The following is a 21,544-nucleotide window of genomic DNA, read 5'->3' as shown; positions in this document are numbered from 1 at the left end:
AACATCTTAAGCCACTTTTTCAGTATTTTGTATTTTGTATTAAATGATATAATAGATTATAATAACGAAATTATAAATCTATAATAGAAATGGAGCTGGTGTTATGGCTGAAATTAAAATAGAATCATTTGCTAAGATTAATCTATGTCTAGATGTTTTAAAAAGAAGAGAAGATGGATATCATGAAATAAAGACAGTAATGCAGCAAATAGATTTAAAAGATATAATAACATTAAAGGATAATGAAGATAAAGTAATAATAGAAACTAATCATCCTCAAGTACCTACTGATTCTACCAATCTTGTATATAAAGCTTGGAAGCTCTTATCTAACAGATATAATATAGATAAAGGTGTATATATAAAAATCGATAAAAATATTCCTGTAGCTGCAGGATTAGCAGGTGGTAGTTCAAACGCCGCCGCTGTATTAAAGGGACTAAATGAATTATGGAGTTTAAATATCTCACAGAAAGAGCTCATGGAGCTTGCTGCACAAATAGGAGCAGATGTGCCCTTTTGTATAATGGGAGGAACAGCACTTGCTGAAGGTATTGGAGAAAAACTTACTAAGCTTAGTAGCTTTTCAGATAAATTAATTTTATTAGCTAAACCTAGCATATCTGTTTCAACAGCATATGTTTACAAAAACTTGGAATTAAACAAAATAGATTTTAGGCCAAATACAAATGATATAATAAGGTATATAGAAGAGAATAATTTAGAATCGTTAGCTACTAATATGGGTAACGTATTAGAAACTGTAACAATTAAAGAATATCCGATAATTAAAGAAATAAAAGATAAGATGATTCAATATGGAGCTTTAGGAAGCTTGATGTCTGGTAGTGGACCTACAGTTTTTGGTATATTTAAAAATGAAGATGATGCAATAAAATGTAAAGCTGAATTAAGTAAGCATATAGATACAGTACATGTGGTAAAGACACTTTAAGGAGGAATTTATATGTCACAGGATTTAACTAATCTTAAATTACATGATTATAAGCCCCTTAGGGATGTAGTTTTTGAAACATTAAAGTCAGCAATAATAGAAGGTCAGTTAAAGCCAGGGGAACGACTTATGGAGGTACAGCTTGCAGATAAGTTAGGAGTAAGTAGAACGCCTGTAAGGGAAGCTATAAGAAAGTTAGAGCTAGAAGGATTAGTAATTATGATGCCGAGAAAAGGAGCATATGTAGCAGATGTATCATTAAAAGACATAATGAACATCCTAGAGATAAGAGCATCCCTTGAAGGACTTGCAGCTTCATTAGCAGCTGAAAGAATGACACAAGAAGAGTTAAAAAACTTGAAAAAAAGGTCAGAAGAGTTTAATGAAGCCTTAAGAAATGGTGATATTAAAATGATGATAAAAAAAGATGCTGAGATTCATGACATTATTTTTAAAGCTACAAGAAATGAAAAGCTTATATGTATAGCAGAAGGTTTAAAAGACCAAATACAGAGATTTAGAGTGACTTATATCACTGAATATAATAAATCTGAATCACTTATTGAAGAGCATCAGAAAATTATTGATGCATTATCTAATAGAGACGTAGAAAAAGCTAGGATGTATGCACAACAGCATATAGAGAACGCTGAAAATTATATAGTAAAAGAGGTAAAAGGATTATTAGATAGAAAAGATTCGGGGGAATAATAAGAAATGATAAATACAATAGTTCTGGCTGGAAGGTCTAATATAAAATTACAAAATAAAATGAATAAGGCGCTTGTAAATATAAAGGGGAAACCTATGATTTCATATGTTATTGATGCCTTAAAGCATTCGAAAGTAGTAGACCAGATAGTAGTAGTTGGTGAGCCAAAGGATTTTGAAAACATTGATTTAAAATATGTAGATAAGATTATTAAATGCAGAGATTCTATTTTAGATAACATTATTGTTGGATTAAATTATTTTAAGAGTGATAATAAAGTGATGATAACTACTAGTGATATACCTTTACTTACAGGAGAGGCAGTAAAGGATTTTGTAGATAGGTCATTAGAAACTGATGCGGACTTGTATTATCCTATAATAAATAAAAATATATGTGTTCAAAAATATCCTGATGCTAAGAGGACTTATGCTAGATTAAAGGAAGGTCTATTTACTGGTGGAAATATGTTTATAGTTAATCCTAGTATAGTAGATAGTACAATAGATGTAGCAAAAAAAATGATAGAATATAGAAAAAATCCATTGAAGATGAGTAGAGTACTTGGATTTAAATTTTTATTGAAGTTTTCAACAGGTAAAGTAAGTATAAAAACAGCTGAGCAAAGAGTATCAGAATTATTAGGGATACAACCAAAGGCAATTATAAGCGATTATGCAGAAATAGGTAATGATGTAGATAAGCCTGAAGATATTGAGATGACTGAGAAGTATATTTGGCTGGAACGATGAACCCGGTTCGTTGTTCCTGAAAAGACGTACTGCTTATGAGGTGACGTAAAAGAAGACGAGAAAGTGGCTATTCGTCATTCGATGTTCGTCTTTGGCAGAAAGAATATATGGATTATAGATTAGAGCAATAGAGTATTAGGGTGATAATAGAACTAATGTAGGAGCTGGATATATCCAGCTCATTTTTTGTATATCTTTTTTAAGAACTAAATCAAATGCTACTAACAACGAACTACTAACTAAAATAGCCACTGTAGTCGCTTTTTTATGCATATTATACCTTCATTTTGCAAATATTATGTTTGATGTATCATGTAGCTTTATTTGTTATATGTGGTGAGAAAAGGTGATAAAAATTGATGACTATAATTAGTGAATTAAAGGAATTATTTAGCCTATATGAGATGTTTTTAATAGTAGCTATAGGGCTATTTACTTTTTTTGTAGACTTTCAACGTTTGAGAAAACGTAGATTAAGAAAAGATGCAAGAATAGCTAAAGGTATAGGACTCGTGTATTTAATAGTAGGTCCTTTAATCTTTATATCACTTCAATTTGTTTAAGGAGGAGTTCTATGGGTTTATTTGATGAACTCAATCAAAAAAATGATAAAGAATATGTACCTATTTCAAAAGATATAGATAAAAACATAAAACAAATAAAAGAGGAATTAAAAGACTGTGATGATATTATATATCGTGATTTTAAAGTAGGACGTAATCAAAAATACAAGTTAACCTTGATATATGTAGATGGTCTAATAGACAAAGATTTAATAAGCGAAAATGTTTTAAAGGCTCTTATGCAAGAAGCTAGAGAAGTGGAGCCTAATCCAACAGGATTTAGAAGAGATTTTTATAACTTAGTAAAAAAGGGCAATATTTCGGCTACAGAGATAAAGGAAGTTGATAATCTTACTGAAGCAATAGACAATATATTGATTGGTGAAACTATATTAGTATTAGATAAATACAGCAAAATAATAGTAATAGGCTCTAGAGGATGGCCTACTAGAAGTGTTCAGGAAACCCAGACAGAAACAGTAATAAGAGGACCAAGGGATGGGTTTACAGAAACAGCTAAAGTAAATACAAGCTTAATAAGAAGAAGAATAAGAGATACTAAACTTAAACTCAAATATATAAAATTAGGAAAAAGGTCTAAAACTGATATAGCTATTATGTATATAGAGGATATAGTAGATAAAAGTTTATTAAAAGAAGTAAAGAAAAGGTTAGAGGATATAGAGATAGATGCTATATTAGAAAGTTCATACATAGAGCAGTTAATCGAAGATAATAATTACTCTCCATTTCCACAGGTAGAGAATACAGAAAGACCTGATGCAGTTGCCGCTTCATTATATGAAGGAAGAATAGCAATAGTAATTGATAACACTCCATTTGTACTATTGGTTCCAGCTACTATGACGACTTTTTTACAATCATCAGAAGATTATTATGATAGATGGCTGATTACATCTTTAGTTAGGCTAGTAAGATATCTTGCTAGTTTCGTAGCATTGTTATCACCAGCTATTTACATTGCTTTGACTTCTTATCATCCAGGGATGATACCCACACAGCTAGCTCTTTATGTAGCAGCTACAAGAACTACAGTACCTTTTCCAGCTTTTATAGAAGCCTTTATTATGGAAATGACAATTGAATTTTTAAGAGAAGCTGGTACTAGATTGTCTGGACCTATTGGTACTACCATAGGTATAGTAGGTGGTCTTGTTATTGGGCAGGCAGCAGTTGAAGCAGGTATAGTTAGTCCTTTGATGGTGATTATTGTAGCCCTTACTACTATAGCTTCTTTTATGTTACCGAGCTATGGTTTTGCAGCATCCTTTAGGATATTGAGATTTTCTTTTATGGTATTTGCAGCAGCTTTAGGGTTATATGGTATCATGCTAGGATTAATTTTACTAGGCACTCATCTTGTTAATTTAAAAAGCTTCGGAATACCTTATTTATCACCATTTGTTACTTTAGGCAAAATGGGAGGAGATTTAAAGGATACTCTTATCAGAACTCCTATAAATAAAATGAAAAAACGTCCTAAATATACAGACGTTGTAGATGAAGATAGATTAGTAAACAAAGAAAAAAACAGTGATAAAAAGGGTGAAAAATAATGAGGAAAAATTACTACAAGATATCCAGTTTGCAGCTGTCCGTTTTAATTGTTAGTACAATAATAGGTGTAGGAATTCTTTCACTACCTAGTACGGCATCAGAAAAATTAAATACTGATGGATGGATTTTAATAGCTGTGAGTGGTCTAATAGCAGCGATTTTAACGTACCTTATTAGCTATGTGGGAAAATTATATACAGGTAAAACTTTGGTGGAGTATGGAAAGGACCTAATGACTGCACCTGTTACATATATAGTTTCTATTATATTTTGTATATATTTTATAGTGCTTACAGGATTTGAAGTTAGGTTATTCGCAGAAGTAATAAAAATGTTCTTATTAATTAAAACTCCTACAGAGATAATAATTATAACTATGCTACTAGCTACATCCTATATAGTGAGATGTGGGGTAGAAGCGTTAACGAGGATGGCACTAATAATTCTTCCTTTGGTTTTAATACCTCTTTTTCTATTGTTTTTGGCTTTAGTTCCAGAAATGAATCTGACAAATATATTTCCTGTATTTAGATTTAAGATTATTGATCTTATAAAAGCTATACCATCAGTTGTGTTCAGTTTTATAGGTTTTGAACTTATATTATTTTTTTCAGCATTTGTAGATGACCAAAAAAAGTCTATTAAGTATAATGTTATATCTATAATCATTGTTACTTTAATTTATATATTAGTTTTTTTTGTTACTATTTTAAGATTTGGGGCTCAAGAGGTTGCTCATCAAATTTGGCCTACATTATCTCTTATGAAGATAATAGATTTTCCTGGAGCTTTTGTTGAAAATGTAGAAGGTATAGTAATGGCACTATGGGTTTTGGCTGTATTTACAAGCTTAGCTCCAGTATTATACGCTACTTCTTTAATACTAAAAAGATTATTTAAGCTACAAGAGCATAGTTATTTTGTTTTACCTTTTATTCCAATTATATACTTTATAGCTTTGATACCAGATAATTTAGCTGGATTATACAAGTTTATGGACATTTTCACTTTTTATGTTGGAAGTTTTGCAGCGATATTAGTACCCTTTGTTCTTTTTATATTAGCTTTATTTAAAAAAGGCAGGAATAGGAGGTCTAGAAGTCGTGGTTAAAAATTATAAAATACTTTTATTTCTTTTAATGATTTTAGTATTATCAGGTTGTTGGGATAAAGTAGAAATTGATGATAGAGCATTTGTTTCTACAGTAGGTATAGATTTGTATAAGGGTGAAAGAGAAAAGGACACTGAGGGAAAAGGTCAAATTGAAAAACCTAAAGATAGTTCAAGAAATAGATATACTATAACCTATGTATTTCCAAACTTGGATTCTATAGGTAAGAATGCTGTTAGTGATAAACGTAGATTTGTTTTTAGCAGTGTAGGTTCAAATCCTTATCAAACAACTAGGCAGCTGTCAACACAACTAGATAAAGTTATGTTCTTTAAGCATATGAAGACACTCATAATAGGAGAGTGTGTATCTAGGAATGCGGATTATTTTAAAGAAATAATTGATTCAGTGGAAAGAAACTTTGAGATAAGTAGAAAGACAAATGTAATGATTGCAGAAGGACAAGCAAAAGAGGTTATAAAAATAGAGCCTGAGACTAAACCAGACACAGGAGCATTATTATCTCAAATATCAGAAAACCAAAATACAGCTAGATTCAATCCTCAAACCCTTGGGGATATGCTTATTAGCTTACATTTTGATGGAAGTACTGTTGTTCCTAGAGTAATACCTGGAAAGGATAACATAAAGGTAGCAGGCTCTGCTGTTATAAAAGATTATAGATTAGTAGGGTGGTTAGGAGAACTAGAGAATAGAGCAATAATGTTTGTAAAGGACCAAGTAAAGGGTTCTATAGCAGATGTAGAGTACAAAGGTATAGTAGTACCTTATATAATAACAGATAGTTCAACAAAAAAAACTATAGAGCTTAAGGAGGGGAATATAACAGCAGATATATTTATAGGGATGGAAGGATTTGTAGAGCAATATGCACTTGATGCTGAAGTAGACCTTCTAGATGAGAAAACAATCAGCGCTATAGAGAAGCTGGTAGAAGATGAAATTCAAAAGGAAATAGAGGGTACTGTTAAAAAACTGCAAAAAGAATTCAAAGCTGATGTTATAGGTATAGATATGTATATAAGCAAGTTCAAGCCTAATTTATGGGAAGAGATTAAGAATGATTGGGATGAGATTTTTCCTGAAATGAATATAAAAGTAACAGTTGATGCAAAATTAAGAAGAGTTGGAATGACTAAGTAGATTTAATGTTTAAAAAATACCTGTTATGTTAATACTTATATGTGAGGGAAAGAAATAAAATTCAAGTACCTAGCATCTGAAAGCAGCAAAGCTACTTTCATTACATACAAGGAGGAATTACTATGTTAAAAAAATATAGGTTAACCATAGTCCTATTAATTTTGATTATAGTAGTGTCATTTATTTCTTTAAAAGATGTATATAAAAATAGAGACAGTTATAAACAAAATCTTATAAGATTTCATGTCATAGCCAATAGTGATTCTCCTGAAGACCAAAATTTAAAGAGAAAAGTTAGAGATAAGGTAATAAAAGAGATGAATCAAAGATTTGAAGATGTAAAATCTATAAATGAGTCTAGAAGCATAATAAAGGAAAGTCTAGATGACATAAAGTATTTAGCAAGTGAAGAAGTTAAAAATAACGGTAAGGATTACAATGTAGATGTTCACTTTGGTACTTCTAATTTTCCAACGAAAACCTATGGAAACTTTACACTACCGGCTGGAGAGTATGAAGCAGTTCGTGTGGTTATAGGAGAAGGTAAAGGTCAAAACTGGTGGTGTGTAATGTTTCCTCCATTATGTTTTGTAGATATTACCCATGGGCTTACAAATGAGAAGACAAAAAATGAACTTAAGCAGGTATTGTCAGAAGAAGAATATAATATGATAATTAATGCAAAAAATGAAGAAGAAGTTCCATTAAAATTAAAATTTAAAGTTGTAGAGTTATTAGAAAAGGGTAAAATGAGGTTTGCGAAATTATTTATTGGGCAGAGATAAAGAAATTTAATATTGAAAATTTAAAATGTAAAATTATAAAACAAGAAAAAGCAGCGAAATTTTTCGCTGCTTTTTCTTGTATAATTGATACATTACTTACAAAAAATATAACCATCATAGTCAGATAAAATATTAGATAGTCAATAAAGTAGAGGAGGAGAATTAATTGAAAAAGGTTGTTCTGTTTATAAGTATATTAGCTTTAATTTCACTTTCAATATACACCTTCTACATAGACAATTCATTAGAGAATATTGCTGAAAATAAAAATTTAGAAGCTTATGCTGAAAAGTTAACTGCACCTAGATTATTGTATTGGGGTACAAGGGGTGATGATGTAAGAGAAGTCCAGCGAAGATTGAGAAATTGGGGGTACTATGACGGAGCAGTAGATGGAATATATGGTCCTAGAACATATAGTGCTGTAAGGGAATTTCAAAGAAAAAATGGATTAGCAGTAGATGGAGTAGTGGGACCACAAACTGCTGCAGCATTAGGTATATACTTAGGACCTACTCAAGGAACTACAAGTAGAGGTGTAAGTAGAAATGACAACGTGTACTTACTAGCAAGAGCAGTCCACGGAGAAGCAAGGGGTGAACCTTATATAGGAAAAGTTGCAGTAGCTGCAGTAATACTTAATAGGGTTGAACATCCAAAGTTTCCTAATACTATAGCCAGCGTCATATATCAACCAGGTGCTTTTACAGCAGTTAGTGATGGACAGATAAATTTGGCACCAGACGATGAGTCATTGAAAGCTGCAAGAGATGCATTAAATGGTTGGGACCCTTCCTATGGAAGTTTATATTATTGGAATCCAGCTACATCTACAAGTAGATGGATTTGGTCAAGAAATGTAATAATAAAAATTGGTAAGCATTGGTTCGGTATTTAATAGGAGGTGAGCAATATGAAAGATGATAAAAGATGGATATTACCTACAGTATTAGCTGTTGCATTGGTAGTAGTAGGGGTTTTAGGAATTACTCAATATGAGCAAAAAAATGACTACAAAGTTATGTTAAATAATCAATATCAGAGAATGTTTTATGACATGAAGGACCATGTGGAAACTGTTCAGACGTCACTTTCAAAGGCTTTACTATCGGATTCTAAAGAGCAAAATATATTATATCTTTCTCAAATATGGCAGCAGGCATTGTATGCTCAGGAAAAACTTTCACAGCTACCAGTTAAGCACAATAATTTAAGTAAAACACAGAAATTTTTAAATCAAGTAGGAGATTATTGTTATGCTATGATTCAAAATGAATTAGAAGATAAACCTATGACAAGTGAACAAAGAGAAGTGTTAGCAGAGCTTCAAAATTATACAGGGCTATTATCAAAGGAACTAGCCGATATTCATAATAAAGTTATGAAGGGAAATCTCAACTTAAATCTCGTAAGAAGACGAGAGGATAAAAAGCTAGAGAAAGCAAATAACGATATGTTAAACACAAACCTTACAAATTTTGAAGAGGGAATGTCTGAGTATCCAGAACTAATATATGATGGTCCATTTTCAGATCAAGTACTAAACATAAAACCAAAGGGACTAGGTGATAAAGAAGTAAACAAAAATGAAGCAATGGAAATAGCTGGGAAGTTTATAGGAGATAAAAAGGCTAGAAAATTTACAACCTTTCAAGAAGGCGATGATGTAAACAAAGCAGCAAATATTCCTTCTTATACTTTTAGTGTAGCCATGGAAAATGAAGAAAAGGAGCCCGGTTTATATATAAGTGTAAGTAAAGTAGGTGGAAAAGTTATCTGGATGGCTAATCCAAGGAATGTCAAAGATATTAAATTATCAGTAGACCAAGGACTGAAGTATGCAGAGAGGTTCTTAAAAGAAAAGGGCTATGAAAATATGGAAGTAAATTATTCTGTGAAATATGATGGTGTAGCTTTATATAATTTTGCATATAAACAAGGGGATGTAACAATTTATCCTGACTTGATAAAAGTAAAAGTGGCACTAGATAATGGAGAAATAGTTGGATTTGATGCATCAGGATATCTTGTGAGCCATTATGATAGAGATATACCAGAGCCTAAGCTTACACAAGAAGAGGCCAGGGATAATGTAAGATTTAATTTCGATATAGAAAATGTAAGATTAACTATTATACCTAAGAGTGGGAAAAGAGAAGTATTATGTTATGAGTTTAAAGGAAAATATAATGGATCAGATTTTATAGTTTATATCAACGCATTGACAGGTGCAGAAGAAGAGATTTTAAAGGTAATTAAAGATGAGAACGGGACATTAATGATATAGTGAAAAAGTGGCTTAGCCACTTTTTTTATTTGCTTTTTTAACTTAATTACATATAATATAGGTATGGGAGTAAAGTGATAATGGAAATTGGAGGTATTTTGATGGATAATAGACCTATTGGAGTATTTGATTCTGGAATAGGTGGTCTTACTGTTTTAAAGGAAATAATGGAGCAGTTACCTGGAGAAGATATAATATATTTTGGAGATACAGCAAGAATACCTTATGGTACAAGGTCTAGAGAAACAGTAATAAAGTATTCATTTCAATGTATTAAATTTTTATTAAGTAAAGATATTAAAGCTATTGTTGTAGCTTGTAACACAGCTAGTGCTATAGCATTACAAGAAGCTACGAAGGCTTTTGATATACCTATTATAGGAGTGATTGAACCCGGTGCTAATGCATCTGTATTGGCTACTAGAAATAATAAGATAGGTGTAATAGGAACTTCTGGAACTATTAACAGTGAAGCCTATCAAACAAAGATAAGACAGCTAAATAAATCTAGTGAAGTAATAGGCATACCATGTCCTTTATTTGTTCAGATAGTAGAAGAGGGCTGGGCAGATACTGATGTAGCAAAATTAGCTGCAGAAAAATATTTGATGGAGTTAAAGGAACACAATGTAGATACATTGGTGTTGGGATGTACACATTATCCTATACTTAGATATACATTAAGTAAAGTTATGGGCGAAGATGTAACATTAGTTAATCCAGCCTTTGAAACAGCTAAGGCTGTTAAGGACATATTAAAAGAAAAGGATTTATTAAGGAATGATGTAAATAGAAAGCCTAGTTATCAATTTTACGTAAGTGATGACCCTGAGAAGTTTAGAAGAATTGGTGGAAACATCTTAAGAAAAGAAATAAGAAACATAGAAAAAGTTGACATAGAAAATCTTTAATTGGAAAGGTGATGTGCTTGAAGGAAGTTAAATTAAAAATAGTAGGTAAACAAATTAATGAAGATGGAGAGGAAAATGTTATAGAGCTTGTAACAGAAGGTAAGTTTTATAAAAAGAATGATTCTATTTATTTAGTATATGATGAATCAGAAATATCAGGAATGGATGGTTCCACAACTACATTAAAAATACAAGATGATAAAGTGATGATGAAGAGGTTTGGTAGTAACAATTCAAAATTGATATTTGAAAAAGGGAAAAAGCATAAAACAGGATATCAAACTCCTTATGGAATACTTGATTTAGAGGTTATAACTAATAAATTAAATGTAGATATAGTAGATGGAGGAAAAGGCTCTTTAAGCTTATCATATAGATTAAACATATCTAACACTATGGAAACAAAAAATGAATTAGATATAGATATAAACTAGTTAGTAGTTAGTGGTTAGTAGTTAGTGGTTTACAAAATTAAAGACATGTTTGGAGTTTTGTTTTTCTTTGTGTTATAAAATAATAGTTTTTAAGCTAACAGCTAATAGACATAAGATAACAGCCAAAATGCGACTTTAGTCGCATTTTATAAACTAAATAAAGTGAGGGAGAAAAATTGAAAATCGATTTATCAAGAGTCAAAGAAGTTATATTATCAATAATTGCAGGAATGATTGTAGGAATTATATTTAAAGTACTTGATTTTCCTTTACCAGCACCACCTAGTATACCTGCTTTTATGGGTATATTCGGAGTTTGGCTTGGTGCTAGTGTTATGAAAAAGCTTCAAAAAAACAAAGGATAAGGAAGTGGAAATGATGGATATAATTTTAATTTTAAAGGCGACATTTGCAGGAGTAGTATTAGGTGCTTTATTTGAGAAGATAAGACTTCCATTACCAGCTCCTCCAGTTTTTGCAGGAGTTATGGGAGTTTTAGGAGTTTTATTAGGTGGAAAATTGGTTGAATTGTTCATGTAACTAGGCGCTCATTATGAGTGCCTAGAATTTGGCACTAACTGCTGAAAATTAGGCAGAAGGGGGATAAAATTGGTAAAGGATTTATTTTTAAAGGAAAACATTCTGAATATTCTTGACTATTTAGACGAAGGGATACAGATTATAGATAATAGAGGGAAAATTATTTATTATAATAAAGCTGCCCAAAAGCTAGATGATATCGACAGAGAAAAAGCCATAGGACGACATATACTTGAAATTTATCCTTCATTGTCATATGAAACCAGTACATTATTAAGAGTTATACAAACTGGAGAGCCGATATTTAACCAAGAGCAAATATTTATAAACTATAAAGGAGATAAAATTGCTACTGTAAATTCAACTCTACCTATAAAGGCTAAAGGGAAGGTAGTAGGAGCACTTGAGATTTCAAAGGATATAACTCAAGTAAAGGAATTATCAGAGAGAATTGTAGATTTACAGAAAAAACTTTTTAAAAATAATAAGAATAAAACTCCAGTAAAAAACAGAAATGCTAAATATACCTTTGTTGATATTATAGGTGAAGGTGAGCAAATGTTAAGACTCAAATCTTTAGCCTTGAAAGCAGCAGAAACCTGTTCACCGGTGTTCATTTACGGTGAAACAGGGACGGGGAAAGAGTTATTTGTACAGTCTATTCATAATGCTAGCAGTAGAAGAAATAAGCCCTTTATAGCTCAAAACTGTGCTGCTCTTCCTAGTAATCTTCTCGAGGCTATTCTTTTTGGTACAGTAAAGGGTAGTTTCACAGGAGCAGAAAACAGAACGGGGTTATTTGAATTAGCTAATGGAGGAACTCTTTTCTTAGATGAAATTAATTCAATGCCTTTAGAGTTACAGGCTAAGCTATTGAGAGTACTTCAAGATGGTAGAATACGAAGAGTAGGTTCAACAAGAACGGTAGATGTTGATGTAAGAATAATAGCGGCAGCAAATGTTCATCCTCAGGAGGCTTTAAGGACAAAACAAATTAGAAAGGATCTTTTTTATAGACTTAATGTTGTGAGTTTACAGATACCTACCCTTAAAGAAAGAAAAGTAGACATTCCAATACTTACTGAGCATTTTATTGACAAATATAATGAAGTATTAGGTAAATCAGTAAAAGGTGTATCTAATAAAGTTATTGATGTGTTTTATAATTATACTTGGCCTGGTAACGTCAGAGAATTAGAGCATGTAATAGAAGGGATACTCAATCTATATGACATAGACATTATAGAATTAGAGCATTTACCCTATCAATTTAATGATTTTGTATTAAAACAAAAAAGTCGCCAACCTCTTCGCCCTCTTAAAGAGACATTAGCAGAAGTTGAAAAAAACATTATACTGGATGCGTTAAATGAAACTAACTGGAACATAACTAAAGCTGCAGACCTTATAGATATACCAAGACAGACATTACAGTATAAGATTAAGAAGTACAAACTGAAGAAGTAGTGAGCAACAATTGAAAATTGAAAATGTAAAATTAAAAATAGATTTGGCTACTAGCTATAAGTTATTGACCGTTAGCTAAAAGAGAGCAAAAATACTTAATGCCGAAAAGTTGGCGCTAAATTAATTTGTTATAGTCTTACTATCATTTTTTAGGAGCATAAGCTCCTATTTTTTTGTTTTTCTCTAAGAGCTAAGAGCTGGGAACTAAGAGCTGTCCCCTGCTCCCTAACCCAGACCAACAAATCGACAAAGCAAACTTTGTTATTATTGGCATAGGTATTGCAAATATTAAATATTGAGAAAATTTTTAACATTAATAATATACACATGGTATAAAAGAGGAGGGGTTTGAAGTGAAAAAAGGATGTTCTTATGGAACTCATAGGGTAATTGAACCAAAGGGGACTTTACCACAACCGGCACAGAAAATTGATAATACTATGGAGATTTATGACAATGAGATACTTATTGATGTGCAGACGTTAAATATTGATTCGGCGAGTTTTACACAAATAAAAGAACAGGCTAATGGAGATGTAGAAAAGATAAAAGACATAATGATGGACATAGTTAAAACTAGAGGTAAACATCAAAACCCTGTTACAGGCTCAGGGGGAATGCTTATAGGTACAGTTGAAAAAATAGGACCAGCTCTTGAAGGTAAAACTGATTTAAAGGTTGGAGATAAGATAGCTACATTAGTATCACTATCTTTAACACCGCTAAGAATAGATGAAATCTTAGAAGTAAGAAAAAATATAGACCAAGTAGATATTAAAGGTAAAGCTATATTGTTTGAAAGTGGAATATATGCAGTTATTCCTGATGATATACCAGAAAACTTAGCTCTATCAGTTCTTGATGTAGCTGGAGCACCAGCACAAACAGCAAAATTAGTTAAGCCTGGAGATACTGTAGTTGTAATAGGAGGAGCAGGAAAGTCGGGAATGTTGTGTTTATATGAAGCTAAAAAGAGAGCAGGGGTTACAGGAACGGTCATTTGTTTAGGACATAGTGAAAAGAGTATAGAAAGGGCAAAAAAAGCAGACCTTGCAGACCATTACATAGTGGCAGATGCAACAAATGCAGTTGAAGTTATGGAAAAAGTAAAAGAAGTTACTGAGGGAGATATGGCAGATATAACTATAAATTGTGTAAACGTTCCTAATACTGAGATGGCAAGTATATTAGCAACTAAAGATGATGGTATGGTTTATTTCTTTAGTATGGCAACAAGCTTTACTAAAGCAGCACTAGGAGCAGAAGGGGTAGGAAAAGATATAAATATGATAATCGGAAATGGATATACTAAAGGACATGCAAAGATATCACTTCAAATAATGAGAGAAAATGAAACTTTAAGAAAAATATATGAAGAGCTTTATGCATAATGGCGGACTAGAAGAGGTGATGCGTGAAAGTTGAAGGAAAAAAAGACGTATAAGGATTTGCCGATGGACGCCCTCGTCCATCGGCTAAAGCTACATCTAAATATTGAAAATTTAAAATGATTTAGGTTACTTAATGCACCTATTTTGTTTAATTTTGGAACTTTAAAATATATTTATATGGGGGTAAAATTATATGAGAGATTATAAAGATATTGAGCTTTGGAAGGATGTTACAGAAGAAGAGTGGAACGATTGGAAATGGCAGGTTAGAAATAGAATAACAGACGTAGAAGACTTAAAGAAAGTTATAAACCTTACCGAAAAAGAAGAAAAGGAAATTAAAGAGACTTTGAAGAAATTTAGGATGGGGATAACTCCATATTATGCATCTTTAATGGATAAAGATGACCCAAATTGTCCAGTAAGAATGCAAGCAGTACCAACAATAAAAGAGACATATACAGGGGCTGCAGATATGGTTGACCCATTACATGAGGATACTGATTCTCCTGTACCAGGCTTAACCCATAGATATCCAGATAGAGTGTTACTTCTAATTACAGACCAATGTTCTATGTATTGTAGACATTGTACTAGAAGAAGATTTGCTGGACAACAGGATTCAGCAATGCCAATGGATAGAATAGAAGCAGCAATTGAATATATAAGAAATACTCCACAGGTTAGAGATGTATTATTATCAGGAGGAGACGCGTTATTAGTTTCAGATGAGAGATTAGAATCTATTATTAAAAGATTAAGAGAGATACCTCATGTAGAGGTTATAAGGATAGGCTCTAGAACACCTGTTGTTTTACCTCAAAGGATTACAGATAACTTAGTGAATATGCTAAAGAAATATCATCCTATCTGGTTAAATACACATTTTAATCATCCAAAGGAGATAACACCAGCATCTAAGAAGGCGATAGAAAAATTAGCAGATGCAGGGATACCTCTAGGAAACCAATCTGTATTGCTTAGGGGAATAAATGATTGTGTTCATATAATGAGGGAATTAGTTCATAAATTAGTTCAAATAAGAGTTAGACCTTATTATATATATCAATGTGATTTATCAATGGGAATTGAGCATTTTAGAACACGTGTTGCTAAAGGTATAGAAATAATAGAGGGATTAAGAGGACACACATCAGGGTTTGCAGTACCAACCTTTGTAGTTGATGCTCCAGGAGGTGGAGGTAAGATTCCTGTAATGCCAAACTATGTAGTATCGATGTCATCTAATAAAGTGGTACTTAGAAACTTTGAAGGAGTTATAACAACTTATACAGAGCCAGAAAATACAGCCCATGAGTGTAATTGCCCAGTATGTAGAGGAGAAAGAGAAGATAAACTCACTGGGGTAGCAGGACTTCTTGAAGGTAATGATATTTCCCTTGAGCCAACAAAGTTAGAGAGAAGGAAAAGGGGACAGTGAATGTAATTTTGAATTCTTAAAGGTATTCACTTATTTTTTATTTTAATCTAATAGATGTAAGAGAAAATGTGCGGCGTAAAAAAACGTAAAAGGAGTTGTCGATGGACGCCCACGTCCATTGACTAAATCTACATCTTGAGGGACGTGGGCGTCCCTCAAGAACAAAACTGTTAACTGTAAACTATCAACTGTCCACTGTCAACTGTGACCTATGAACTGTAAACTATCAACTAAAACAAGGGGGCCTGAATATGCTGTTGGATACAATAACAGATAAACACAAAATAATCTCAATAGTAGGGATGGCTAAAAATGCAGGTAAAACTGTAACACTAAATCATATAATTGAAGAAGCTTTATATAAAGATATGGTATTAGGCTTGACTTCTACTGGTAGAGATGGAGAAAGTCAAGACATAGTAACTAATACAGAAAAGCCAATGATATATGTATCAGAAGGTACAATAGTAGCAACAACAGCTGATTTTCTTGACAAAGCAGATGCCAAAGTGGAAGTTTTAAAAATTACCGACTACTCTACACCCTTAGGTTATGTAGTAATAGGTAGAGTTAGGGATAGTGGATATATTCAAATAGCAGGTCCTCAAACCAATAAAGATATAAGAGAGATATGTACGGAAATGTTATACTTAGGAGCACAGCTGGTGGTTATAGATGGAGCACTTGATAGGATGTCATCAGCTGCTCCTACAATTTCAGAAGGGACTATATTGGCAACTGGTGCGGTACTAAGTAGAGATATGAATAAAGTTATTGAAAAGACTTTACACACCATAGAACTTTTTAGACTTCCAGAGATTACTGGGGATAAAGAAAGGTCAATAATTAGGGGGATTTTTGAGCGGAATAAAACGGCTTTAATAGATAAAGACTACAATGTTACTTATTTAGATATTAAAACTGCATTAAATAGCGGGAATGTAATTGGTTCTAATTTAAAAGAAGATACTATATATGTAGTTGTTACGGGGGCTTTAGTTAAAAAGACGATAGAAGATGTTATTAAAAATAGGGGGAAAAATGGGAACATAAAATTTGTGGTTAGGGATGGAACTAAAATTTTTATAGATGCAAAGAGTTGGCAAAGGTTTAAAAGAATGGGGATTAAAGTTGAAGTTCTACATTCCATAGAAACTTTGGCTGTAACATTAAACCCTTATTCACCTCAAGGTTATTATTTTGAACCAAAAAAGTTTCTAGATACTATGAATACATATTTAAAAGATATACCAGTTTTTGATGTGGTGCTTGGTGGTGGAGAAAATGCAATTTCTTATAAATGATTCGGTTAGAGAAAGTATAGATTTTGATTATGTATTGAATAAAGTAGAAGTAATTACTCCCTATGGTAAAGAATATAAAAGAAAATTACAGCCTTTTATGCCTGGGGATGAAGAGAAATTACGAGATGAATTCAATAGATTAGAAAAGATTATTAAGTTTATTAAAGAAAAGCCTACAATTTTCACTCAATTAAAGAATAATTTTTATCACATCAAAGATTTAAGAAATACCATTGCTAGGTGTATTGGGGGATATACACTTACAGTAGTAGAGTTATTTGAAATAAAGCAGTTTGTATTTTTTATAAAGGAAATACATAATAGCTTATTACAGCTTAGATGGGATATACCTGAAGATATAAACGTTATGAGAATTTTAGAGATAGAAAAATTATTAGACCCTGAAGGAAAAGGGATAAAGACATTTTATATTTATGATGATTATTCAGATGAGCTAACAGAGATAAGAAAATCTAAAAGAGATATAGAAAAGGAAATAAAATTAAAGAAAAAAAAGATAAGGGAAGAATTAAAGAAGGAATTAAAAATTAATATAAGACCAGATAATCAAGTTATAGTAAATAAATCCGATAGTGATGTTATTGAGCGGCTAAATAATCATCCTAGTTTTGTGTATTGCTCAGAAAATTATATGAATATTACTTTTCGTGTCAAGCATACTCAAGATATAGATGAACTTGAAAGTAGCTTAGAGGAACTTAAAAAGGAAGAGGAGCAGGAAGAATTAAAAATAAGACAGTATCTTTCAGAAAATATAGCTAAATATGAAAAAGAAATATATAAGAATATAAATGCAATAGCAAAACTAGATTTTACAGTAGCAAAAGCATATATGGCAATGGCAATAGGGGGAGTAAAGCCGATAATTACGGACCATAATACTATAGAAATATCAGAGGGAAGACATCTAAAGGTAGAGGAGCGGCTTAATAAGCAGGGTAAGAAATTTACACCTATTAGTGTTAAGTTAAATAAAGGTGTTACTTGCATTACAGGAGCTAATATGGGGGGCAAGACCGTTTCATTGAAGTTAATAGGTTTATTAGTCACTATGGTACAATACGGATTTTATGTACCTTGTACTAAAATCCAAATGTCATTACGTGACTTTGTGTATATATCTGTAGGAGATAACCAATCATCGGATATGGGGCTAAGTACCTTTGGAGCCGAGATTAATTCAATTCAGAAAGCAATAAAAAATAGTTATAAAAAGGGACTTATACTTATAGATGAATTGGCAAGGGGAACAAATCCTGAAGAGGGTTATGCAATCTCTAAAGGAGTAGTAAATTATTTAAAAGATAAAAGTAGTATAACAGTTATAACTACTCATTATGACAATGTAGCAAATATTGATAAAGTAGTACATTTACAAGTAATAGGTCTTTCAAATGTGGATTATGAAAGGCTAAAGGAAGAGTTATACACAAATAATAAGTTAGGCATAGACGTTATATCTAAATATATGGACTATAGATTAAAAAGGGTAACTACGTCTAAAGAAGTACCTAAAGATGCTATAAATATAGCACGACTTATGGGACTTGATGAAAGAATACTTAAAGATGCAGAAAAGATATTATCACATTAATCAAAAGGGGGTTTTAAAAATGAAAAGTAAGCTAAACTTAAATCCTGAAATTATTGACAGTGCTAGAAATGCTGCAAGAAGAGTAGCAGAAGATGTCCAGGAATTCATAGATAGACACACTACAGTCACTATCGAAAGAACAGTTGCTAGACTATTAGGTATAGACGGAGTAGATGAGATAGATAAACCTTTACCTAATGTTGTAGTTGACAATATAGTAGAGGGTGGAGGATTACCTTTAGGTGCAGCTTATTGGATAGGTAATGCAATGGTACAAACAGGAGATGACCCTCAAACTATAGCAGAAAAAATAAGTAAAGGGGAGCTAGACATAACCAAGCTTCCATTGGCAAGTGAAGATGAGATTAAAGATAAAATATATCCATTGGCAAAAGAAACTGTTGAGAGAATAAGAAAAAATAGAGAGAAAAGAGAAGAGTTAATAGACAGACTAGGAGAGGGAAGTAAACCATATTTATATGTAATAGTTGCTACAGGTAATATTTATGAGGATGTTGTTCAAGCTAAGGCTGCAGCTAAACAAGGTGCTGACATTATAGCTGTTATAAGGTCTACAGCACAAAGTTTATTAGATTATGTTCCATATGGACCTACTACTGAAGGCTTTGGTGGAACTTATGCTACTCAAGAGAATTTTAGAATTATGAGAAAAGCTCTAGATGAAGTTGGAGAAGAGGAAGGTAGATATATAAGATTATGTAACTACTGTTCAGGACTTTGTATGACAGAGATAGCAGCAATGGGAGCATTAGAAAGACTTGATGTAATGTTAAACGATGCTTTATATGGTATCTTATTTAGAGATATAAATATGCAGAGAACCTTAGTAGACCAATATTTTTCAAGAGTAATTAATGGTTTTGCAGGTATTATTATAAATACAGGAGAGGACAATTACTTGACAACAGCTGATGCAGTAGAAGAGGCTCATACAGTATTGGCATCACAGTTTATAAACGAACAATTCGCTTTAAAGGCTGGAATTCCAGAGGAGCAAATGGGATTAGGACATGCGTTTGAAATGAATCCAGAAATAGAGAATGGATTTTTATGGGAGTTAGCTCAAGCTCAGATGGCAAGGGAAATTTTCCCTAAAGCTCCATTAAAATATATGCCTCCTACTAAGTTCATGACGGGTAATATATTTAGAGGACATTTACAGGATGCAATGTTTAATTTAGTAGCTATATGGACAAAACAAGCCATACAATTGTTAGGAATGCCTACGGAAGCAATTCACACTCCTCATTTACAAGATAGAATGCTTTCTATTGAGAACGCAAAATATATTTTCAATAATGCTAGAAATATCGGTGATGAAATAGAATTCAAAGAAGGCGGTATAGTTCAAACTAGAGCACAAAAAGTTCTTAATAAAGCAGAAGAAATGCTTAAAGAAATAGAAAGAGAAGGATTATTTTCAACTATTGAAAAAGGTAAATTCGGTGGAGTTAAGAGACCTAGAAATGGTGGAAAGGGTCTAGAAGGTGTAACTACAAAGGATAGTAAGTATTATAATCCATTTATTGAGTTAATGCTTGGGGGTGACAAATAATGGCTATGGAAAAGGTGGATTTAACAAGGGTTAAACCATATGGGGATACGTTAAACGATGGAATGGTGCAATTAAGTTTTACGTTACCAGTTCCCTATGGAGATGAAGCTAATGAGGCAGCAAGAAGATTAGCTAAGAAGATGGGATTAGAGGACCCAAGCGTAGTGTATTCCAGTGATTTAGGAGTAGGATATACTTATTTTATTGTGTATGGTAAATGTCAACATACAGTTGATTATTCTAAGATAGAAGTTCCTAAGGTAGAAGTTGATGTAATGGAGAAAAAAGAAGTTGAAGCTTATATAAAAGAGAATATCAAACGAGACATAGTTGTGGTTGGAGCATGCACAGGAACTGATGCCCATACTGTTGGTATAGATGCTATAATGAATATGAAGGGATATGATGGCCATTACGGACTTGAGAGATATAAAGGAATAAAAGCATATAACTTAGGAAGTCAGGTTCCAAATGAAGAGCTTGTGGCTAAAGCTGTAGAATTAAATGCCGATGCAATATTAGTATCACAGGTAGTAACTCAAAAAGATGTTCATATTCCTAATCTTACAGAATTAGTAGAGTTATTAGAAGCAGAGGGATTAAGAGATAAAGTGGTATTAGTATGTGGGGGTCCTAGAATATCCCACGAATTAGCTAAAGAGCTTGGATATGATGCAGGATTTAGTACAGGATCATATGCTAATCACGTAGCTTCTTTTATAGTTACGGAAATGGTAAAGAGAAAACTTGTTTAAATACAATGTAAAATTAAAAAGGTATGAAATAAAGAAGGTATAAAATAAAAAACGTGCTAGTTGACGAGAGAGTAGACGATAAAGTGGCTATTCGTCATTCGCTGTTCGCTTTTCGTTAAAAAGTATATAGATTATTTTGTTGGGACGCTCACATCCATTGACTAAATCTACATCTTGAGGGACGTAGGCGTCCCTCAAGAAC

At 32.3% G+C, this 21,544-nt stretch carries 22 protein-coding genes; 21 read left to right on the top strand and 1 reads right to left on the bottom strand.

The window, feature by feature from the left end:
• Nucleotides 1–103: 103 nt before the first annotated feature.
• The 3 genes from ispE to L21TH_RS01145 are packed head-to-tail and all read left to right on the top strand — an operon-like array spanning nucleotide 104 to nucleotide 2,419.
• Nucleotides 104–955 carry a 4-(cytidine 5'-diphospho)-2-C-methyl-D-erythritol kinase gene (gene ispE / locus L21TH_RS14165; RefSeq protein ID WP_006307011.1) on the top strand — a complete coding sequence of 284 codons (852 nt, stop codon included), beginning with the start codon at nucleotides 104–106 and terminating at the stop codon, nucleotides 953–955.
• A gap of 12 nt (nucleotides 956–967) precedes the next feature.
• Nucleotides 968–1,666, top strand: coding sequence for a GntR family transcriptional regulator (locus L21TH_RS14160; protein ID WP_006307010.1), 699 nt, complete (start codon nucleotides 968–970; stop codon nucleotides 1,664–1,666).
• Nucleotides 1,667–1,672: 6 nt separating this feature from the next.
• A complete protein-coding gene (locus L21TH_RS01145; protein ID WP_006307009.1) occupies nucleotides 1,673–2,419 on the top strand; it encodes a nucleotidyltransferase family protein in 747 nt (248 codons plus the stop codon).
• Nucleotides 2,420–2,554: 135 nt separating this feature from the next.
• Here L21TH_RS01145 and L21TH_RS14155 read toward each other — a convergent pair whose 3' ends face one another.
• Nucleotides 2,555–2,692, bottom strand: coding sequence for a hypothetical protein (locus tag L21TH_RS14155; protein ID WP_006307007.1), 138 nt, complete (start codon nucleotides 2,690–2,692; stop codon nucleotides 2,555–2,557).
• Nucleotides 2,693–2,778: 86 nt separating this feature from the next.
• Between L21TH_RS14155 and L21TH_RS01140 the strand changes: the two genes are divergently transcribed.
• The 18 genes from L21TH_RS01140 to kamE all read left to right on the top strand — a co-directional run bounded on the left by L21TH_RS01140 (nucleotide 2,779) and on the right by kamE (nucleotide 21,342).
• Nucleotides 2,779–2,982, top strand: a complete 204-nt coding sequence (locus L21TH_RS01140) for a CLC_0170 family protein (protein WP_006307004.1) — start codon at nucleotides 2,779–2,781, stop codon at nucleotides 2,980–2,982.
• An 11-nt stretch (nucleotides 2,983–2,993) separates the two neighbouring features.
• Entirely contained in the window at nucleotides 2,994–4,559 is a 1,566-nt protein-coding gene (locus L21TH_RS01135; RefSeq protein WP_006307001.1) for a spore germination protein, read from the top strand.
• Nucleotides 4,559–5,671 carry a GerAB/ArcD/ProY family transporter gene (locus L21TH_RS01130; protein WP_006306999.1) on the top strand — a complete coding sequence of 371 codons (1,113 nt, stop codon included), beginning with the start codon at nucleotides 4,559–4,561 and terminating at the stop codon, nucleotides 5,669–5,671. Before L21TH_RS01135 ends, L21TH_RS01130 begins: the two co-directional genes overlap by 1 nt.
• Complete coding sequence (locus L21TH_RS01125) at nucleotides 5,664–6,836, top strand: Ger(x)C family spore germination protein (protein ID WP_006306997.1); 1,173 nt, start codon at nucleotides 5,664–5,666, stop codon at nucleotides 6,834–6,836. The genes L21TH_RS01130 and L21TH_RS01125 overlap by 8 nt, the downstream gene beginning before the upstream one ends.
• Before the next feature lie 122 nt (nucleotides 6,837–6,958).
• A complete protein-coding gene (gene spoIIR, locus L21TH_RS01120) occupies nucleotides 6,959–7,621 on the top strand; it encodes a stage II sporulation protein R (RefSeq protein ID WP_006306996.1) in 663 nt (220 codons plus the stop codon).
• Nucleotides 7,622–7,787: 166 nt separating this feature from the next.
• Entirely contained in the window at nucleotides 7,788–8,519 is a 732-nt protein-coding gene (sleB, locus tag L21TH_RS01115) for a spore cortex-lytic enzyme (protein WP_006306994.1), read from the top strand.
• 15 nt (nucleotides 8,520–8,534) lie between these two features.
• Nucleotides 8,535–9,908 carry a germination protein YpeB gene (gene ypeB / locus L21TH_RS01110; protein WP_006306993.1) on the top strand — a complete coding sequence of 458 codons (1,374 nt, stop codon included), beginning with the start codon at nucleotides 8,535–8,537 and terminating at the stop codon, nucleotides 9,906–9,908.
• Nucleotides 9,909–10,009: 101 nt separating this feature from the next.
• The gene (gene murI, locus L21TH_RS01105) at nucleotides 10,010–10,819 is read left to right on the top strand and encodes a glutamate racemase (RefSeq protein WP_034428949.1); all 810 of its coding nucleotides are present in this window, start codon (nucleotides 10,010–10,012) and stop codon (nucleotides 10,817–10,819) included.
• Nucleotides 10,820–10,836: 17 nt separating this feature from the next.
• Nucleotides 10,837–11,253, top strand: a complete 417-nt coding sequence (locus tag L21TH_RS01100) for a YwiB family protein (protein WP_006306980.1) — start codon at nucleotides 10,837–10,839, stop codon at nucleotides 11,251–11,253.
• Nucleotides 11,254–11,429: 176 nt separating this feature from the next.
• A complete protein-coding gene (locus L21TH_RS01095; protein ID WP_006306972.1) occupies nucleotides 11,430–11,618 on the top strand; it encodes a XapX domain-containing protein in 189 nt (62 codons plus the stop codon).
• A 13-nt stretch (nucleotides 11,619–11,631) separates the two neighbouring features.
• A complete protein-coding gene (locus L21TH_RS01090) occupies nucleotides 11,632–11,793 on the top strand; it encodes a DUF1427 family protein (RefSeq protein WP_034428944.1) in 162 nt (53 codons plus the stop codon).
• A gap of 69 nt (nucleotides 11,794–11,862) precedes the next feature.
• Entirely contained in the window at nucleotides 11,863–13,260 is a 1,398-nt protein-coding gene (locus tag L21TH_RS01085) for a sigma-54 interaction domain-containing protein (RefSeq protein ID WP_006306970.1), read from the top strand.
• 353 nt (nucleotides 13,261–13,613) lie between these two features.
• The gene (kdd, locus tag L21TH_RS01080) at nucleotides 13,614–14,651 is read left to right on the top strand and encodes an L-erythro-3,5-diaminohexanoate dehydrogenase (RefSeq protein ID WP_006306969.1); all 1,038 of its coding nucleotides are present in this window, start codon (nucleotides 13,614–13,616) and stop codon (nucleotides 14,649–14,651) included.
• Between the two features lie 193 nt (nucleotides 14,652–14,844).
• A complete protein-coding gene (gene kamA / locus L21TH_RS01075; protein ID WP_006306968.1) occupies nucleotides 14,845–16,092 on the top strand; it encodes a lysine 2,3-aminomutase in 1,248 nt (415 codons plus the stop codon).
• Between the two features lie 251 nt (nucleotides 16,093–16,343).
• Nucleotides 16,344–17,396: a lysine 5,6-aminomutase reactivase subunit KamB gene (gene kamB / locus L21TH_RS01070; protein WP_006306967.1), complete on the top strand. Its 1,053-nt coding sequence runs from the start codon at nucleotides 16,344–16,346 to the stop codon at nucleotides 17,394–17,396.
• Nucleotides 17,377–19,011 carry a lysine 5,6-aminomutase reactivase ATPase KamC gene (kamC, locus tag L21TH_RS01065; RefSeq protein ID WP_006306966.1) on the top strand — a complete coding sequence of 545 codons (1,635 nt, stop codon included), beginning with the start codon at nucleotides 17,377–17,379 and terminating at the stop codon, nucleotides 19,009–19,011. The genes kamB and kamC overlap by 20 nt, the downstream gene beginning before the upstream one ends.
• Before the next feature lie 19 nt (nucleotides 19,012–19,030).
• Entirely contained in the window at nucleotides 19,031–20,587 is a 1,557-nt protein-coding gene (gene kamD / locus L21TH_RS01060; RefSeq protein WP_006306965.1) for a lysine 5,6-aminomutase subunit alpha, read from the top strand.
• Nucleotides 20,587–21,342 (top strand): lysine 5,6-aminomutase subunit beta, encoded by a 756-nt coding sequence (kamE, locus tag L21TH_RS01055; RefSeq protein ID WP_006306963.1) that lies wholly within the window; start codon nucleotides 20,587–20,589, stop codon nucleotides 21,340–21,342. Before kamD ends, kamE begins: the two co-directional genes overlap by 1 nt.
• Nucleotides 21,343–21,544 lie beyond the last annotated feature (202 nt).

The sequence above is a fragment of the Caldisalinibacter kiritimatiensis genome (genome assembly GCF_000387765.1).
GTDB classification, from domain to species: domain Bacteria; phylum Bacillota; class Clostridia; order Tissierellales; family Caldisalinibacteraceae; genus Caldisalinibacter; species Caldisalinibacter kiritimatiensis.
The sequence above is the reverse complement of the archived record's forward strand: the minus strand, read 5'-3'. Positions and strand labels throughout refer to the sequence as shown.

Coding starts and splice junctions, on each gene's coding strand:
- ispE (WP_006307011.1), top strand. CDS start 104: ATGGCTGAAATTAAAATAGAATCATTTGCTAAGATTAATCTATGTCTA.
- kamB (WP_006306967.1), top strand. CDS start 16,344: ATGCTGTTGGATACAATAACAGATAAACACAAAATAATCTCAATAGTA.
- murI (WP_034428949.1), top strand. CDS start 10,010: ATGGATAATAGACCTATTGGAGTATTTGATTCTGGAATAGGTGGTCTT.
- kamA (WP_006306968.1), top strand. CDS start 14,845: ATGAGAGATTATAAAGATATTGAGCTTTGGAAGGATGTTACAGAAGAA.
- L21TH_RS01145 (WP_006307009.1), top strand. CDS start 1,673: ATGATAAATACAATAGTTCTGGCTGGAAGGTCTAATATAAAATTACAA.
- L21TH_RS14160 (WP_006307010.1), top strand. CDS start 968: ATGTCACAGGATTTAACTAATCTTAAATTACATGATTATAAGCCCCTT.
- kamC (WP_006306966.1), top strand. CDS start 17,377: ATGCAATTTCTTATAAATGATTCGGTTAGAGAAAGTATAGATTTTGAT.
- L21TH_RS01135 (WP_006307001.1), top strand. CDS start 2,994: ATGGGTTTATTTGATGAACTCAATCAAAAAAATGATAAAGAATATGTA.
- spoIIR (WP_006306996.1), top strand. CDS start 6,959: ATGTTAAAAAAATATAGGTTAACCATAGTCCTATTAATTTTGATTATA.
- L21TH_RS01140 (WP_006307004.1), top strand. CDS start 2,779: ATGACTATAATTAGTGAATTAAAGGAATTATTTAGCCTATATGAGATG.
- L21TH_RS01130 (WP_006306999.1), top strand. CDS start 4,559: ATGAGGAAAAATTACTACAAGATATCCAGTTTGCAGCTGTCCGTTTTA.
- L21TH_RS14155 (WP_006307007.1), bottom strand. CDS start 2,692: ATGCATAAAAAAGCGACTACAGTGGCTATTTTAGTTAGTAGTTCGTTG.
- L21TH_RS01090 (WP_034428944.1), top strand. CDS start 11,632: ATGGATATAATTTTAATTTTAAAGGCGACATTTGCAGGAGTAGTATTA.
- kamD (WP_006306965.1), top strand. CDS start 19,031: ATGAAAAGTAAGCTAAACTTAAATCCTGAAATTATTGACAGTGCTAGA.
- ypeB (WP_006306993.1), top strand. CDS start 8,535: ATGAAAGATGATAAAAGATGGATATTACCTACAGTATTAGCTGTTGCA.
- kamE (WP_006306963.1), top strand. CDS start 20,587: ATGGCTATGGAAAAGGTGGATTTAACAAGGGTTAAACCATATGGGGAT.